17 protein-coding genes and 1 pseudogene are annotated in these 13,313 nt (G+C 69.5%); 13 read left to right on the top strand and 5 right to left on the bottom strand.

Features of this window, described 5'->3' with window-relative positions; all coding sequences use genetic code 11:
* Positions 1-20 precede the first annotated feature (20 nt).
* The gene (locus ACFY1E_RS11255) at positions 21-314 is read left to right on the top strand and encodes a DUF1905 domain-containing protein (RefSeq protein ID WP_389074901.1); all 294 of its coding nucleotides are present in this window, start codon (positions 21-23) and stop codon (positions 312-314) included.
* On the opposite strand, the gene ACFY1E_RS11250 is transcribed toward ACFY1E_RS11255, so the two are convergent.
* Positions 315-1,079: a VOC family protein gene (locus ACFY1E_RS11250; protein WP_389074072.1), complete on the bottom strand. Its 765-nt coding sequence runs from the start codon at positions 1,077-1,079 to the stop codon at positions 315-317.
* A gap of 176 nt (positions 1,080-1,255) precedes the next feature.
* On the opposite strand from ACFY1E_RS11250, the gene ACFY1E_RS11245 reads away from it, so the two are divergent.
* Both ACFY1E_RS11245 and ACFY1E_RS11240 read left to right on the top strand, forming a co-directional pair.
* Positions 1,256-2,170, top strand: coding sequence for an N-acetyltransferase (locus tag ACFY1E_RS11245; protein ID WP_389074069.1), 915 nt, complete (start codon positions 1,256-1,258; stop codon positions 2,168-2,170).
* A gap of 87 nt (positions 2,171-2,257) precedes the next feature.
* A complete protein-coding gene (locus ACFY1E_RS11240; protein WP_389074067.1) occupies positions 2,258-2,854 on the top strand; it encodes a response regulator transcription factor in 597 nt (198 codons plus the stop codon).
* A gap of 79 nt (positions 2,855-2,933) precedes the next feature.
* Here the strand turns inward: ACFY1E_RS11240 and ACFY1E_RS11235 are convergent, their stop codons facing one another.
* A complete protein-coding gene (locus ACFY1E_RS11235; protein WP_389074064.1) occupies positions 2,934-3,326 on the bottom strand; it encodes a VOC family protein in 393 nt (130 codons plus the stop codon).
* Positions 3,327-3,396: 70 nt separating this feature from the next.
* Between ACFY1E_RS11235 and ACFY1E_RS11230 the strand changes: the two genes are divergently transcribed.
* Positions 3,397-3,936, top strand: coding sequence for a GNAT family N-acetyltransferase (locus ACFY1E_RS11230; protein ID WP_389074062.1), 540 nt, complete (start codon positions 3,397-3,399; stop codon positions 3,934-3,936).
* A 19-nt stretch (positions 3,937-3,955) separates the two neighbouring features.
* Here the strand turns inward: ACFY1E_RS11230 and ACFY1E_RS11225 are convergent, their stop codons facing one another.
* A complete protein-coding gene (locus tag ACFY1E_RS11225; protein WP_389074059.1) occupies positions 3,956-4,639 on the bottom strand; it encodes a glycerophosphodiester phosphodiesterase in 684 nt (227 codons plus the stop codon).
* Positions 4,640-5,032: 393 nt separating this feature from the next.
* On the opposite strand from ACFY1E_RS11225, the gene ACFY1E_RS11220 reads away from it, so the two are divergent.
* The 6 genes and pseudogenes from ACFY1E_RS11220 to ACFY1E_RS11195 all read left to right on the top strand — a co-directional run.
* Positions 5,033-6,430, top strand: a complete 1,398-nt coding sequence (locus ACFY1E_RS11220) for a DUF6421 family protein (protein WP_389074057.1) — start codon at positions 5,033-5,035, stop codon at positions 6,428-6,430.
* On the top strand, positions 6,427-7,221 hold the full coding sequence (locus ACFY1E_RS11215; RefSeq protein WP_389074055.1) for an SDR family NAD(P)-dependent oxidoreductase: 795 nt from the start codon (positions 6,427-6,429) through the stop codon (positions 7,219-7,221). Before ACFY1E_RS11220 ends, ACFY1E_RS11215 begins: the two co-directional genes overlap by 4 nt.
* Positions 7,218-8,288 (top strand): threonine aldolase family protein, encoded by a 1,071-nt coding sequence (locus ACFY1E_RS11210; protein ID WP_389074053.1) that lies wholly within the window; start codon positions 7,218-7,220, stop codon positions 8,286-8,288. The genes ACFY1E_RS11215 and ACFY1E_RS11210 overlap by 4 nt, the downstream gene beginning before the upstream one ends.
* Before the next feature lie 63 nt (positions 8,289-8,351).
* Positions 8,352-8,780: a PH domain-containing protein gene (locus ACFY1E_RS11205; RefSeq protein WP_389074051.1), complete on the top strand. Its 429-nt coding sequence runs from the start codon at positions 8,352-8,354 to the stop codon at positions 8,778-8,780.
* Positions 8,781-8,851: 71 nt separating this feature from the next.
* Positions 8,852-9,445 carry a transglutaminase domain-containing protein gene (locus ACFY1E_RS11200; protein WP_389074049.1) on the top strand — a complete coding sequence of 198 codons (594 nt, stop codon included), beginning with the start codon at positions 8,852-8,854 and terminating at the stop codon, positions 9,443-9,445.
* Between the two features lies 1 nt (position 9,446).
* A pseudogene (locus tag ACFY1E_RS11195) lies at positions 9,447-9,656 on the top strand (cytoplasmic protein); the annotation flags it as partial.
* Between the two features lie 79 nt (positions 9,657-9,735).
* Here the strand turns inward: ACFY1E_RS11195 and ACFY1E_RS11190 are convergent.
* A complete protein-coding gene (locus tag ACFY1E_RS11190; RefSeq protein WP_389074047.1) occupies positions 9,736-10,464 on the bottom strand; it encodes a lysophospholipid acyltransferase family protein in 729 nt (242 codons plus the stop codon).
* A gap of 184 nt (positions 10,465-10,648) precedes the next feature.
* Complete coding sequence (locus tag ACFY1E_RS11185; RefSeq protein WP_389074045.1) at positions 10,649-11,065, bottom strand: DUF4395 domain-containing protein; 417 nt, start codon at positions 11,063-11,065, stop codon at positions 10,649-10,651.
* A gap of 75 nt (positions 11,066-11,140) precedes the next feature.
* Between ACFY1E_RS11185 and ACFY1E_RS11180 the strand changes: the two genes are divergently transcribed.
* The 3 genes from ACFY1E_RS11180 to ACFY1E_RS11170 all read left to right on the top strand — a co-directional run bounded on the left by ACFY1E_RS11180 (position 11,141) and on the right by ACFY1E_RS11170 (position 13,284).
* Positions 11,141-11,554 (top strand): TlpA family protein disulfide reductase, encoded by a 414-nt coding sequence (locus tag ACFY1E_RS11180; protein WP_389074899.1) that lies wholly within the window; start codon positions 11,141-11,143, stop codon positions 11,552-11,554.
* A 205-nt stretch (positions 11,555-11,759) separates the two neighbouring features.
* Complete coding sequence (locus tag ACFY1E_RS11175) at positions 11,760-12,275, top strand: flavin reductase family protein (RefSeq protein WP_389074043.1); 516 nt, start codon at positions 11,760-11,762, stop codon at positions 12,273-12,275.
* A gap of 220 nt (positions 12,276-12,495) precedes the next feature.
* On the top strand, positions 12,496-13,284 hold the full coding sequence (locus tag ACFY1E_RS11170) for an electron transfer flavoprotein subunit beta/FixA family protein (protein ID WP_389074041.1): 789 nt from the start codon (positions 12,496-12,498) through the stop codon (positions 13,282-13,284).
* Positions 13,285-13,313: the final 29 nt, after the last annotated feature.

The raw sequence follows: 13,313 nt of genomic DNA, 5'->3' as shown, positions 1-13,313 counted from the left end.
CACGAGGAAGGGACCTGATGCTGGAGTTCACGTTCGCGGGCCGGGTGATCGAGTGGCGCGGCCCGGCGCCCTACTACTACCTGCCCGTGCCCGACGAGGAGGCCGCGGACATCCGGGAGGTCGCCGCGCAGGCCGGCTACGGCTGGGGCGTGATCCCCGTGGCCGCGCGGATCGGCGAGGCCGACTTCGAGACCTCGCTGTTCCCCAAGGACGGCGGCTATCTGCTGCCGCTGAAGGCCGCGGTCCGGGCGCCCCGGCAGATCAGCGTCGGCGACGAGATCACCGTGGAGATGACCGTCCGACTCCCGCACTGATCAGTGCTCGTCGCCCGCCCGGTACACGCCGAACACCGCGGCCTGCGGATCCCGCAGCACCGCGATCCGCGGCCCGTCCGGCACCGAGGTGGGCTCCATGAGGACGGTGCCGCCCGCCTGTGTCGCCGTGGCCGCGGAGGCGTCCACGTCGGCCACCGCGAAGTACGGCAGCCAGTGCGGCGGCACCTCGTGCGGGAACTTCTCGTCCATGCGCACCATGCCGCCGAAGTCCGCGCCGTCGATGCCCCATTGCGGGTAATGCTCGGAAGGGCGGACGCTCCAGCCGAACACGGTCGTGTAGAAGCTCTCTGCGCGCTCGGGCGCGCGGGTCAGCAGTTCGACCCAGCCCAGTGAGCCGGGTGCGTTGAACAGTCCGGCACCCGGGAAGGCCCGAGCCTGCCACAACTGGAAAGCGGCACCCGCCGGATCGAGCGCCACCGCGAAACGGCCCAGGTCGAACACGTCCATCGGGCCCAGCAGAACCGTCCCGCCGGCGGCGGTCACCTGCGCGGCGGCGGCATCCGCGTCCGCCACCGCGAACGACACGTTCCACGCGACGGGCTGCGACTCCTGGTACAGCGGGGTCAGCGCGGCGACCGCGGCGTCCCCGAGGTGCGCGACCGTGTATCCGCCCGCCTCCTGACGCGGATCCGTCTCGCTGCGCCAGCCGAACAGCTCCGCGTAGAACCGCTTGGCCTCCGCCAGGTCGCTGGTCCCGAGCTCGGTCCAGCAGGGCCCGCCGGTCACCGGCTTGTCGAGCTTCATGGCGTCCTTCCGAAGCCTCGGGCGAACAATGGCCCCTCCAGCACGCTAAGCCCGGCCCCGCTCTCCGGCCATCCGACCGAACCCCTCGCGCCCGGCACCGGCCCCGACGTACGCTCGCCCATGTACCGCACCGCATGGCGGCCTCCAGCCCACGTCCTTGCCCCGGAGGTTCCCGCATGCCCGCGCCCACGGTGCGCCCCTTCCGCCGCGACGACCGCGACCAGCTCACCGACCTGATCAACGCACATGTCGCCGCCGTCGTCCCCGGCGTCTCCGTCTCGGTGAACACCGTCCTCACCGACCTGGAGCGACAGCCCGGCGAGTTCATCACCGACCCCTGGGTCGCCGAGCGCGTCACCCTTGTCGCCGAGCAGCGCCACCACGTCGTGGCCGCTGCCCATCTGCTGCGCTACCGCTCCGGCGCGGAGGTCGGCGAGCACTACCGGGACGCCGGTGAGATCGACTGGTTCGTGCACCGGCCACCGGCCTCCTTCTGGCCCGACTCCGAGGAAGCCGCGGACCAGCTGATGGCCGCGTGCCTGGCCCAGTTCGCCCGCTGGGACGTACGCGTCCGCTACGCCGACGGCGCCGTCCCGGCCCCCGTCGTCCACGGCCTGCCCCGCAACTGGCCGCACATCCGCGCCCTCTACGAACGCTCGGGCTTCCGCCACGTCGGAGACACCGAGGTGATCCTGATTGCGCGGGTGGCCGACCTGCCGGCCCTCGAACCCCGTGCGGGCCTGAGGTTCGAGCGGTCGCTGGGGGAGTGCGGCACCCGTTTCACGGCCTACGCAAAGACACGCGCGGCCGGCTTCATCGAGGTCGACACCGCCCTGTCCCGCCCCGAACGCCATACCCGTGCGGCGGGCCTCGCCGACATCGGCAACCTGTACATCGGTCCGGCCTTCCACGGCGAGGGCCTGGAGCGACAGCTGCTCGCCCGGGCAGCCGACTGGCTGTGCCTGTGCGGCACGGACCGTCTCTTCGCCTACGAGCCGGCCGACGACCGGGCAGCCCTCGACCGTCTGCTCGCCGCGGGTTTCCGGGAACTGACCCGCACCGACCGCCGCTGGGAACACCGCGTGCGTTGAGGAGCTGAAACCACCGAACTGAAATTCCGGGCATGAAGGTCGATAATTTTCTTCAGGTCTGCGGAGGGTGGAGCGACATTGATCCGCGTGCTTCTCGTCGAGAACACCCGCCTGGTGCGGGGAGCCTTCGCCGCCCTGCTCTCCCGCGAGGACGACATCGAGGTCGTCGCGGAGGCCGCGGGCGACGGCGAGGTGCTGGCGCGGGCACTGCTGTGCCGCCCCGACGTGGCCGTGATCGACGTCGACTCCAAGGAGGGCGAGGAACTCGCCGCACGGGGCGAGCTGAAGCGGCGGCTGCCCGAGTGCCGAGTGCTGCTGATGATGGCCTCGCCCACACCTGCGCGGTTGCGGCGGATGCTCGATCTGCGGGCCGCCGGGGTGATCAGTACGAACGCTCCGGCAGACCGGCTGGTCCACGGCATCCGCAAGCTGGTCAGGGGACAGCGCTTCATCGACCCCGAGTTCGCACTGGCCGCGCTGGAGGCGGGAGCGAACCCGCTGACCCCGCGGGACGTGGAGATCCTGCGGCTGACCGCCGACGGCGTCCCCACCCGGGAGGTCGCCGAGCGGCTTTCCTTGTCCGTGGCCACGGTCCGCAACCACCTGTCGGCGATCACCAGGAAGATCGGGGGACGCACCCGGATCGACGCCATCCGGATCGCGCGGGAGTCGGGCTGGATGTGACCATCGCCCCGAGGCGGAGCGGGCGGTGGCCGCCGCCGGGCCGGGTTCCTCAGTCGCCGCTGATCGCGTGGCTGCTCGCTCAGATCCCCGGCCGGTAGCGGATCGGATGGTCCGCCGGCACCTCGACCAGCACGATCCGTGTCCCGTCCGGATCCGCGATCCACATCTCGACCAGCCCCCACGGTTCCTTCGCGGGCGCCCGCACGATCTCGACGCCCTTGGCCCGCAGCTCCTCGTGCGCCGCGGTCACGTCCTCGACCTGCAGCCACAACCGGACGGCGGGGGAGGGCGGGGTCTCGGAGCGGCCCGAGACCTCCAGGAAGCCGCCGCCGAGGAAGTAGACGGTGCCGCGCTGTGGCCCCGTGCCGAACTCGCGGTAGACGGCGAGGCCCAACTGCTCGCCGTAGAACCTGCGGGAGCGCTCGGGATCGCTCGGCTGGAGAAGGGTCCGGCTGCTGAGAACGTGCACCATGCATCCGCAGCCTAGTGGCAGGGTTACCCTCGTCCCTGCCCGTGCCGAGCCGGAGACCGGAGTGACACCCATGGAGACCACCGCCGACGGACTGACCTTCCGCGACGCCACCGACGCCGACGTCGACGTGCTGGTCGCGCTGATCGAGTCGGCGTACCGCGGGGACTCCAGCCGGGCCGGGTGGACCACCGAGGCGGACATCCTGCAGGGGCAGCGCACCGACCCGGAGGGCGTGCTCGCCGTCATCAAGTCGCCCGACAGCCGGCTGCTGACGGTCGAGCGGGACGGCGCCGTCGTCGCCTGCTGCCAGCTCGAACACCGCGGGGAACACGCCTACTTCGGGATGTTCGCGGTCAGCCCGCAGCTGCAGGGCGCGGGCCTCGGCAAGGTGATCATCACGGAGGCGGAGCGTACGGCGCGCGAGAGCTGGGGCGTGCGCGAGATGCACATGACCGTGATCTCCGTGCGAGACGACCTCATCGCCTGGTACGAGCGCCGCGGCTACCGCCGTACGGGAAAGATGACCCCGTTCCCGTACGGCGACGAGCGCTTCGGCATCCCGCTCCGTGACGACCTTCAGTTCGAGCTGCTGGTCAAGGAGCTGGTCTGATGGGGAGCTGGTCCGAGGCTCAGGCCGTGAAGCGGCCGGTGCGCTTGATCTCCGGGTAGTCGGTGGTCGCGCCGTCCAGCTGCAGCGCCCGGACGAGTCGCAGATGGTCCTGGGTGTTCACCACCCAGCCGATGATCCGCAGGTCCGCCTTGCGGGCCTGCTCCACGATCTCCAGGGTGAGGCGGCGGATGTTGAGGCAGACGGTCGCGGCACCGGCCTCCACGGCGCGCTCCACGATGTCGGTGCCGTAGCGGCTGCCGATCAGCGCGGTCCGTACGCCCGGCACCAGACGGGTGACCTCGGCGATGGCCTCGTCGTGGAACGAGGACACCTCGACCCGGGAGACCAGGTCCCGTTTGAGCATGAGCTCGGCCAGCGCGCGTGCCGCCGCGATGTCCTTGATCTCGGCCTGCAGAGGTGCCCGCACGGCTTCGAGGACCTCCTCGAAGACCGGGACGCGCTCGCCGCGACCCGCGTCCAGGGCGCGCAGCTCGGCAAGGGTCTTCTCAGCGATCGGGCCGGTGCCGTCGGTCGTGCGGTCCACGTCGGTGTCGTGCATGACGACGAGGGCGCCGTCCTTGCTCAGGTGCAGATCGAGTTCGATCACGTCGAGCCCCGCGTGCTGGGCGGCGACGAAGGAACGGAGGGTGTTCTCGGGCTCGGTACCCATGACTCCGCGATGACCGATGGTAAGGAAGTTCAAGGTTCAACTCGCTTCCGTCGACGGCGGCTCGGCTCCGCGCGCGGACCGGAGCGGACGGCCGCGCGGGCAGAGCCGCAGCCTAATGGCCCGGCCCGGCGATGAACCCGCGCGTACACGGGGTATCGGCGTGCCGTCGGGCCCGTGCCTGGCCTGTACCCGTCGGGGATCACCCGGGCGTGGGCGAGTCCTTCCGGCGTTGACCGGTGGCCGGTTTCGACGCTCCGTCACCGGGTAGCTGCGCGATACCCAAATGTCTGCCGGACGGGTTTCTGACAGGAAAAAGTTCGGTGACCAAGGAGAAGCGCAGGATAATCTCCCGAGGCTCCTCTTGCTGAGAGGAAGTCCGTATGTATACGGTCTCCATACGCAAGCTTCTCCCGTGGAGGATGGGACATGACGGAAATTCTTGTGCAGGCGGCTGCGGAGGAGCAGGTTTCTCCGGTGACCAGGGTGGTTGAGCACCCGGCCTGGGCCGTGCTCAAGAATGCCGTGGAGCAGATCCGGCCATGGCAGTCCAAGGACGGGTCGATCGACCTCGAGGCCGAGGGTGCACCCGAGCGCGCGGACGCCGAGGCGGCCGTACGGCGTGTCGTGGCGGCCGTCGAGGAACTCTCCCCGCTGCTCCCGCACGACGCCGACTACCACGAGGCCCTGGCCAAGGACCTGCTCCGGTGGGCCGAGGGCGGCTTCGAGGTGCCCGACTTCCTGGACTCTCTGCTGGCCTTCCAGCCCGCCGCGAACCGTGCGGACGGCCTGCAGCACCTGGTCGTCTTCCCGATGTACACGCAGAACGGCAACCCGGACCGCAACCTGGAGGCGGTCGTGCTGCGCATGGTCTGGCCCGACTGGCTGGCCGAGCTGGAGCGCACCCGCTACGACAACCCGCTGTTCTGCGGCATCAAGTTCGAGGACTTCACGGCCGGCTACGACACCAACTCCGCCGTGCTCTTCCCGGAGACCATAGCCGTGCGCGAAGCGCCGGAACGTTTCTCCTGGGGTGGCATCTTCTGTGACCGCGAGGCCGCACGCTTCCGCCGTGTGACCGACGCCGCCGTCGACATCCTGGGCCTCGACCTGCCCGAGGACATCGCCGCGATGGTCCACGACCAGAAGCGCTGCGAGGAGGCCTTCGTGCTGTGGGACATGGTCCACGACCGCACCCACAGTCGCGGGGACCTGCCCTTCGACCCGTTCATGATCAAGCAGCGCCAGCCGTTCTGGATGTACGGCCTCGAAGAGCTGCGCTGCGACCTCACCGCCTTCAAGGAGGCTGTGAAGCTGCAGGCCGACGGCATCCCGCAGGCCCGTGACGTGCAGTACGCGGTGCTGTTCGACCGCATGTTCCGCTTCCCGGTCACCGGCGAGCGCGTGCGCAACTACGACGGCCTCGGCGGCCAGCTCCTCTTCGCCTATCTGCACAAGCACGACGTGATCCGCTGGACCGACAACAAGCTGCACATCGACTGGCAGCGCGCCCCGCAGGTCACCAACCAGCTGTGCGGCGAGATCGAGGACCTCTACCGGGCCGGCATCGACCGTCCGAAGCTGGTCCACTGGTTCGCCGCCTACGACCTGGTGTCGCAGTACCTCGCCCCGCACCCCGGCTCCCGCTGGGCCAAGGGCCCCGACGCCCTCGACCTGAGCCGCCCGCCGCGGAAACTCGTCGATGACGTGCTTCCGGACGAGTTTCCCCTGAGCATGTTCTATGAGGCCCTCTCCAAGAAGCTGAAGAACGTGATCGCCTCCACCAAGGGCATCACGGCGGAGAGCCCCGAGCGGGTCGCCGCATGAGCGACCGCAACACCAGAACCACTGCTCAGGAGGCGAAGACCATGGCGGGGAACGGAGCTCTCAGCGGTGCGGTGATCGCGGTGGCCGGAGCGGGCGGACCCGCCGGGCGCGCGGCACTGATCCGGCTCGCGGAGGCGGGCGCGACCGTCGTCGCCGCGGACAACGATCCCGAGCGGCTCGCGGAGGCCGTGGACGCGGCGCGTTACGCGTCCGGCGGCGCCACCGTGACCGGCGAGCCCGTCGACCTGCTGGACCTGGAGTCCACCCGTGAGTGGGCCATGCACATCGAGAAGGAGTTCGGCCGTGTCGACGGCCTGGTCCACCTCGTGGGCGGCTGGCGCGGCAGCGAGACCTTCATCAAGACCAGCCTCGACGACTGGGACTTCCTGGAGCTGCTGCTCATCCGCACCGTGCAGCACACCTCGCTCGCCTTCTCCGAGGCGCTGCAGCGCAGCGAGCGCGGCCGCTACGTCCTGATCAGCGCGGCCGGCGCGACGAAGCCCACCGCGGGCAACGCCGCGTACGCCGCCGCCAAGGCGGCCGCCGAGGCGTGGACCCTCGCCATGGCCGACTTCTTCCGCAAGGCGGGGGGCGCCGAGGGGCCGACGTCGGCGGCTGCGATCCTGGTGGTCAAGGCGTTGGTGCACGACGCGATGCGCGCCGAGCGACCCAATGCGAAGTTCGCGGGCTTCACGGACGTCAAGGAGCTGGCCGAGGCCATCGCCGACGTCTGGAACAAGCCCGCCGCCGAAGTGAACGGAAAGCGTCTGTGGCTGACCGAGAAGCCGTGAACCCCCCGAGGACCGACGCGCGTCGCCATCACGACCCGCAGGTCCGCGGCTTCGCCAGCGACAACTACGCCGGGGCCCACCCGGAGGTGCTCGCCGCCCTGGCCCTGGCCAACGGCGGGCACCAGGTCGCGTACGGCGAGGACGACTACACCGACAACCTGCAGGGCATCATCCGCAGCCACTTCGGGGCCACGGCCGAGGCCTTCCCGGTCTTCAACGGCACCGGCGCCAACGTCGTCGCGCTCCAGGCGGTCACCGACCGCTGGGGCGCGGTGATCTGCGCCGAGAGCGCGCACATCAACGTCGACGAGGGCGGCGCACCGGAGCGCATGGGCGGCCTCAAGCTGCTGACGGTCCCGACGCCGGACGGCAAGCTCACCCCCGAACTGATCGACCGGCAGGCGTACGGCTGGGACGACGAGCACCGCGCGATGCCGCAGGTCGTCTCGATCACCCAGAGCACGGAACTCGGCACGCTCTACACGCCGGACGAGATCCGCGCGATCTGCGAGCACGCCCACGCGCACGGCATGAAGGTGCACCTGGACGGCTCCCGGATAGCCAACGCGGCCGCGTCCCTGGACGTCCCGATGCGGACGTTCACCAACGCGGTCGGCGTCGACATCCTCTCGCTCGGCGGGACGAAGAACGGCGCGCTGTTCGGCGAGGCGGTCGTCGTCATCAACCAGGACGCCGTCCGCCACATGAAGCACCTGCGCAAGCTGTCCATGCAGCTCGCCTCCAAGATGCGCTTCGTCTCGGTGCAGTTGGAGGCCCTGCTCGCCAAGGACCTGTGGCTGCGCAACGCCCGCCACTCCAACGAGATGGCCCAGCGCCTGGCCGAGGGCGTGCGCGCCGTGCACGGCGTGGAGATCCTCTACCCGGTCCAGGCCAACGGGGTGTTCGCCAAGCTCCCGCACGACGTGAGCGAGCGGCTGCAGAAGCGGTTCCGCTTCTACTTCTGGGACGAGGCCGCGGGCGTGGTGCGCTGGATGTGCGCCTTCGACACCACCGAGGAGGACGTGGACACGTTCGTGGCGGCGCTCAAGGAGGAGATGGCGCGTTAGGTCTGCGTCAAGCCTCCGCGGCGGCGGTGTCGTCCCGGGAATTCCGGCGGTATGCCATGAGGCATGGACAGGACCATCCGCAACCCGTGGACGAACGGGCTGAGCTGCGTCGGGATCCTGATGCTCGGCGCAGTGGTCCTCAGCCTCGTCACCGAGGCCCCGGAGCCGGTGCAGCCCTTTCTTTTCCCCGCCCCGGCGGTGGCGATGACATGGCTGGCCTGGCGTGCCCTCTCCAGCCGGCTGCGGGTGTCCCCGGAGGGCATCCGCAGCCGTGGTCTGTGGCGGACCCGGTTCGTGGCGTGGGACGACATGGTGGTGGTCGAGAGCAGGATCGACTGGTCGACGAGGGGCGCCCTGTGGGAGCTTCCGGTGGCCATCCTCCTCGACGGCAGTGTCGTGAGCCTCACGGGTGTGTACGGGCTGCGCAGCGAGGGCGAGTCACGAGTCGATCGGATCGCGAAGGAGCTGAACAGGATGTGCGACGAGAGCTGATCGATGCATGAGTATGCAGAGCTCTGCAAATTGATTGACTGGCGATGATCGCATTCCTATGCTCTTCAGGCATGGAGCTGATCCAGAACACCCCTGACCTGTCCGCCTACTTGGCTGCTGACGAGGTCGTAGACCATGACCATCCAGTGGTACGGGAGGCGGCCGCCCGGCTCGCCCGGGACGTATCGGACTCGTATGCCTATGCGCGGGCCGCCTTCGAGTTCGTGCGTGACACCATCCCGCACTCCCAGGACTCGGGCGACCTGCGCGTCACCTGGCGGGCCTCCGACGTACTGCGGCAGGGCACCGGCATCTGCCACGCCAAAGCCCACGCCCTCGCGGCCCTGCTGCGGGCCGAGGACATCCCCACGGCGCTCTGCTACCAGAGACTGGCCCACGACGACGGCGACGGCCATGCCGTGCACGGGCTGATCGCCGTCCGCTTCAACGGCGCCTGGCACCGGCAGGACCCCCGCGGCAACAAGCCCGGCGTCGATGCCCAGTTCTCCCTCGAAGGCGAGCGGCTGGCCTGGATCCCCGATCCGGAGTCCCAGGAGGTGGACTATCCGGACCTGTACGCCGAACCGCATCCCGTGGTCATCGAAGCCCTCAAGGCCGCCGCCGACCGGCCCCGTCTCTGGAAACTGCTCCCCACCGCACTCTGACCCCGGGTTCACGCATGTCGCCATCGAGGCGCACGGCCAGGTCAACCGGCCCAGCATCGAAGAGAGTTCGGAACTGCTGGACGAGGCGGCCGCACGCCTGGACGGGCGCACGAGGACCCGCACATGGTCGCCTGGTGCGACACCTGCACGGAATTCGGCTCCAAGCCCCTCACGCACCCGCAACTCGGCCGAGGCGCCGGCGAAACGGGCACCGCCTCACCGAGGACCCCAACTGCTGGAGAGGTTCAGCCCCGGGGCACGGATCACCGTCCACGCCCCGGCGTGACGATTCAGCGGGCCTCGGCCGCCTTCACCTCTTCAGGGGTCGGCGCCGTGCCCCCGAGGTGGGCGGGCATCCACCAGGTGTCGTCCGGACCCTTGGGCCGTACGGGATAGGCGCGCTGCGCCGCCTCCAGCAGCTCCTGGACGCGCTCGCGCAGCCGCCGGGTGATGGCGCCCGCGTACTGGTCCTGGGGGGCCTCCACCGGCTCGCCCACGCGAATGGTGATCGGCGTGTGGCTGCGCTTGAAGTTGCGCGGGTGGCCCTTGGTCCACAGCCGCTGGGTGCCCCAGAGCGCCATCGGAATGAGCGGCACGCCGGCCTCCTGGGCCATGCGCGCGGCACCCGACTTGAAGCTCTTCAGGGTGAAGGACTGCGAGATCGTCGCCTCCGGGAAGACGCCGACGATCTCGCCGGACCGCAGCGACTGCAGCGCATGCTGGTACGCCGTCTCGCCCTGCTTGCGGTCCACCGGGATGTGCCTCATACCGCGCATCAGCGGGCCGGAGATCCGGTGCCGGAACACCGACTCCTTCGCCATGAAGCGCACCAGACGCTTCTGCGGGAGGGCGGCGAGACCGTCGAAGATGAAGTCCAGGTAGCTGATGTGATTGCTCACCAGCACGGCGCCGCCCGAGCGCGGAATGTTCTCCGATCCCTTGAGGTCGATCTTGAGGTCCCAGACCTTGAACAACGTTTGGGCGAGACCGACGACGGGACGGTAGACAAGCTCAGCCATGGACGGGGTGGACCCTTCTCTCTGCCTGGATGGGTGCTCCCGGCGGGAAGTTACGCAGCCGTAGGTTTACGGCATTGCGCAGATCGTGCCCCAAGAACGCACGGGGGGCCAGTCCTGGCGCCGCAGAACGGCGAGATCCTCGTCACGTCCCACAACTGATCCACCTCGGTTTTTTAAGCCGCCTTTACTCCGTACGGACCGTCACCCGCCGTACGAGCAGGTACATCTCGCAGCCCAGGCAGTACCCGAACGCCGCATTGAGGAACGCGGCGGCGAGCGCGGCGGCGGTCGCCGCGAGCCCCAGCCAGGTCGGGCCGAGTCCGAAACCGACCAGCCCCACGCCGGCGAAGACCAGACCCACCGCCTGCGCGAACCGCGGCGGCTCCGGCGACTCGAACTCGGTCGGCGGCCCGAGCCTGGGACGCACCACCCTGCGGAACAGCCAGCCGTACGGCGAACGGCCGACCCCGCCCGCCGCGCCCAGCGCGAACGCCAGCGTCTGCCAGGCGAGCAGCCAGGCGCTCCCGGTGATCAGCACCACCGCCAGGACGACGGTCGTCACGGCCGCCCCGAAGCGGGGTCCCCTCACATCAATGTCCATGAAGCAAGCATTCCGTATGGGAAAAGATCCGGGGAGTCGGGAATCTTTGCAGTCTCGTGAATGCTTGTGCAGGTGATGACCGGACTTGTGGTGTGCGCGATGGTGCTCGTGGCGGCGAGCGCCTACGGAGTGATTCATCGGCAGCGGAACGGGAGGGTACGCGTGCGTGGGCGCGACGGCGGGAAGCGGCTCGCGGCGGCCGAGTTGGGCGCGGAACTCGGTGAGCGCGCCACGCTCGTGCAGTTCTCCAGTGCCTTCTGTGCGCCCTGCCGGGCCACCCGCCGCGTCCTCGGCGAGGTGGCCGGGATGGTCCCGGGCGTGACCCATGTCGAGATCGACGCCGAGGACCATCTGGACCTGGTGCGCGAACTGGACATCCTCAAGACCCCGACCGTGCTGGTCCTTGACGCCGACGGCCGGATCGTACGGCGTGCCACCGGTCAGCCGCGCAAGGCCGACGTCATCGCCGCACTGGGGGAGGCGGTTTGACGGCTGTGCTGCGGACGGTGAGGCATCTCCCATATGCCGGAACGTACTTGACTGCGCGCACCACCTATCGTCAGCCTGACCGTATGCCTACGGAACTCCTTCTCTACGGGCGGGTCCACGTCGACCTCGCCCGCACTGCGAGCGCGCGCTGTCCGAGCTGTTGAGCAGCCACGACGCCCGCCCCTCCGCATAGAAGGACAATTCCATGACGGCCACGCCCGACCTCGGCACCCGTACCCCTCAGCTCGCCTCTCCCGACCTGCTGCGCTCCGTCTTCCGGCGGCACGCGGCAGGAGTCGCCGTGATCACCGCACGAGGCGACACCGGCCCGGTCGGCTTCACCGCCACCTCGCTCACCTCCGTCTCCGCCGAACCCCCGCTGCTGTCCTTCGGTATCAGCACCGGGGCCTCCAGCTGGCCGGCGATATCGGTGACCGACCACATCGGCGTCCACATACTCGGCGAGCATCAGCAGGAGCTTGCGGCCACCTTCGCCAAGAGCGGCGCCGACCGCTTCGGCGCGCCCACCGCCTGGCGTACGGGCCCCGAAGGCGTTCCCGTCCTGGACGACGTCCTCGCCTGGCTGGTGTGCCGGATCGTCGGCCGCGTCCCCGCCGGGGACCACCGCATCGTGCTGGCCGAGGTCGTGCTCGGCGACCCCACGGGCCCCGGCCGCCCGCTCCTCTACCACCAGGGTCATTTCAACGGCCTGCGCGACTGACTACCGGGCGGCTCCGCCTGCGAAGCGGTCGAGTTCCGATTACGCTGCGTTGCAAAGGTCACAGTTCAAAGCGCTTGCTTAGCGGGAACGAACTGGGTGTACTGACGAGTAATGTTTCGCTCGGAGCGTGGGTCGCCCCGATCGGGATCGGCCGCTTGAGGCGCCTATGCTGCCTGAAAGTAGGCAGCACCGAAATGACGATTGCAGTAGGAGAGCCGGCGTGAGCTTGAGGATCGTTGTCACTGTGAAGTACGTGCCCGACGCCACTGGCGACCGGCACTTCGCCGATGACCTGACCGTCGACCGGGACGACGTGGACGGTCTGCTCTCCGAGCTGGACGAGTACGCGGTCGAGCAGGCGCTGCAGATCTCCGAGAACTCCGACGACGACGTGGAGATCACCGTTTTGACGGTGGGTCCGGAGGACGCCAAGGACGCGCTGCGCAAGGCGCTGTCCATGGGCGCCGACAAGGCCATCCACGTCGAGGACGACGACCTGCACGGCACGGACGCGATCGGCACCTCGCTGGTGCTGGCCAAGGCGATCGAGAAGGCCGGCTACGACCTGGTGGTCTCGGGCATGGCCTCCACCGACGGCACCATGGGCGTCGTTCCGGCGCTGCTCGCGGAGCGTCTGGGCGTGCCGCAGGTGACGCTGCTGTCCGAGGTGTCGGTGGAGGACGGCACGGTCAAGGGCCGCCGCGACGGGGATGCCGCGTCCGAGCAGCTGGAGGCGCAGCTTCCGGCGGTGGTGTCGGTGACCGACCAGTCGGGTGAGGCGCGCTACCCGTCCTTCAAGGGGATCATGGCGGCCAAGAAGAAGCCGGTCGAGTCGTGGGACCTGTCCGACCTGGAGATCGACGCGGAGGAGGTCGGTCTGGCGGGTGCGTGGACGAAGGTCGAGTCGGCGGCCGAGCGTCCGGCCCGTACCGCGGGCACGATCGTCAAGGACGAGGGCGAGGGCGGCAAGCAGCTCGCCGAGTTCCTCGCGAGCCAGAAGTTCATCTAAGGGACCTGTAGTCCCTTCACGGCTCAACT

Source organism: Streptomyces sp. NPDC001604, from assembly GCF_042893475.1.
Classification (GTDB): domain Bacteria; phylum Actinomycetota; class Actinomycetes; order Streptomycetales; family Streptomycetaceae; genus Streptomyces.
This window is presented reverse-complemented; position numbering and strand designations above follow the sequence as displayed.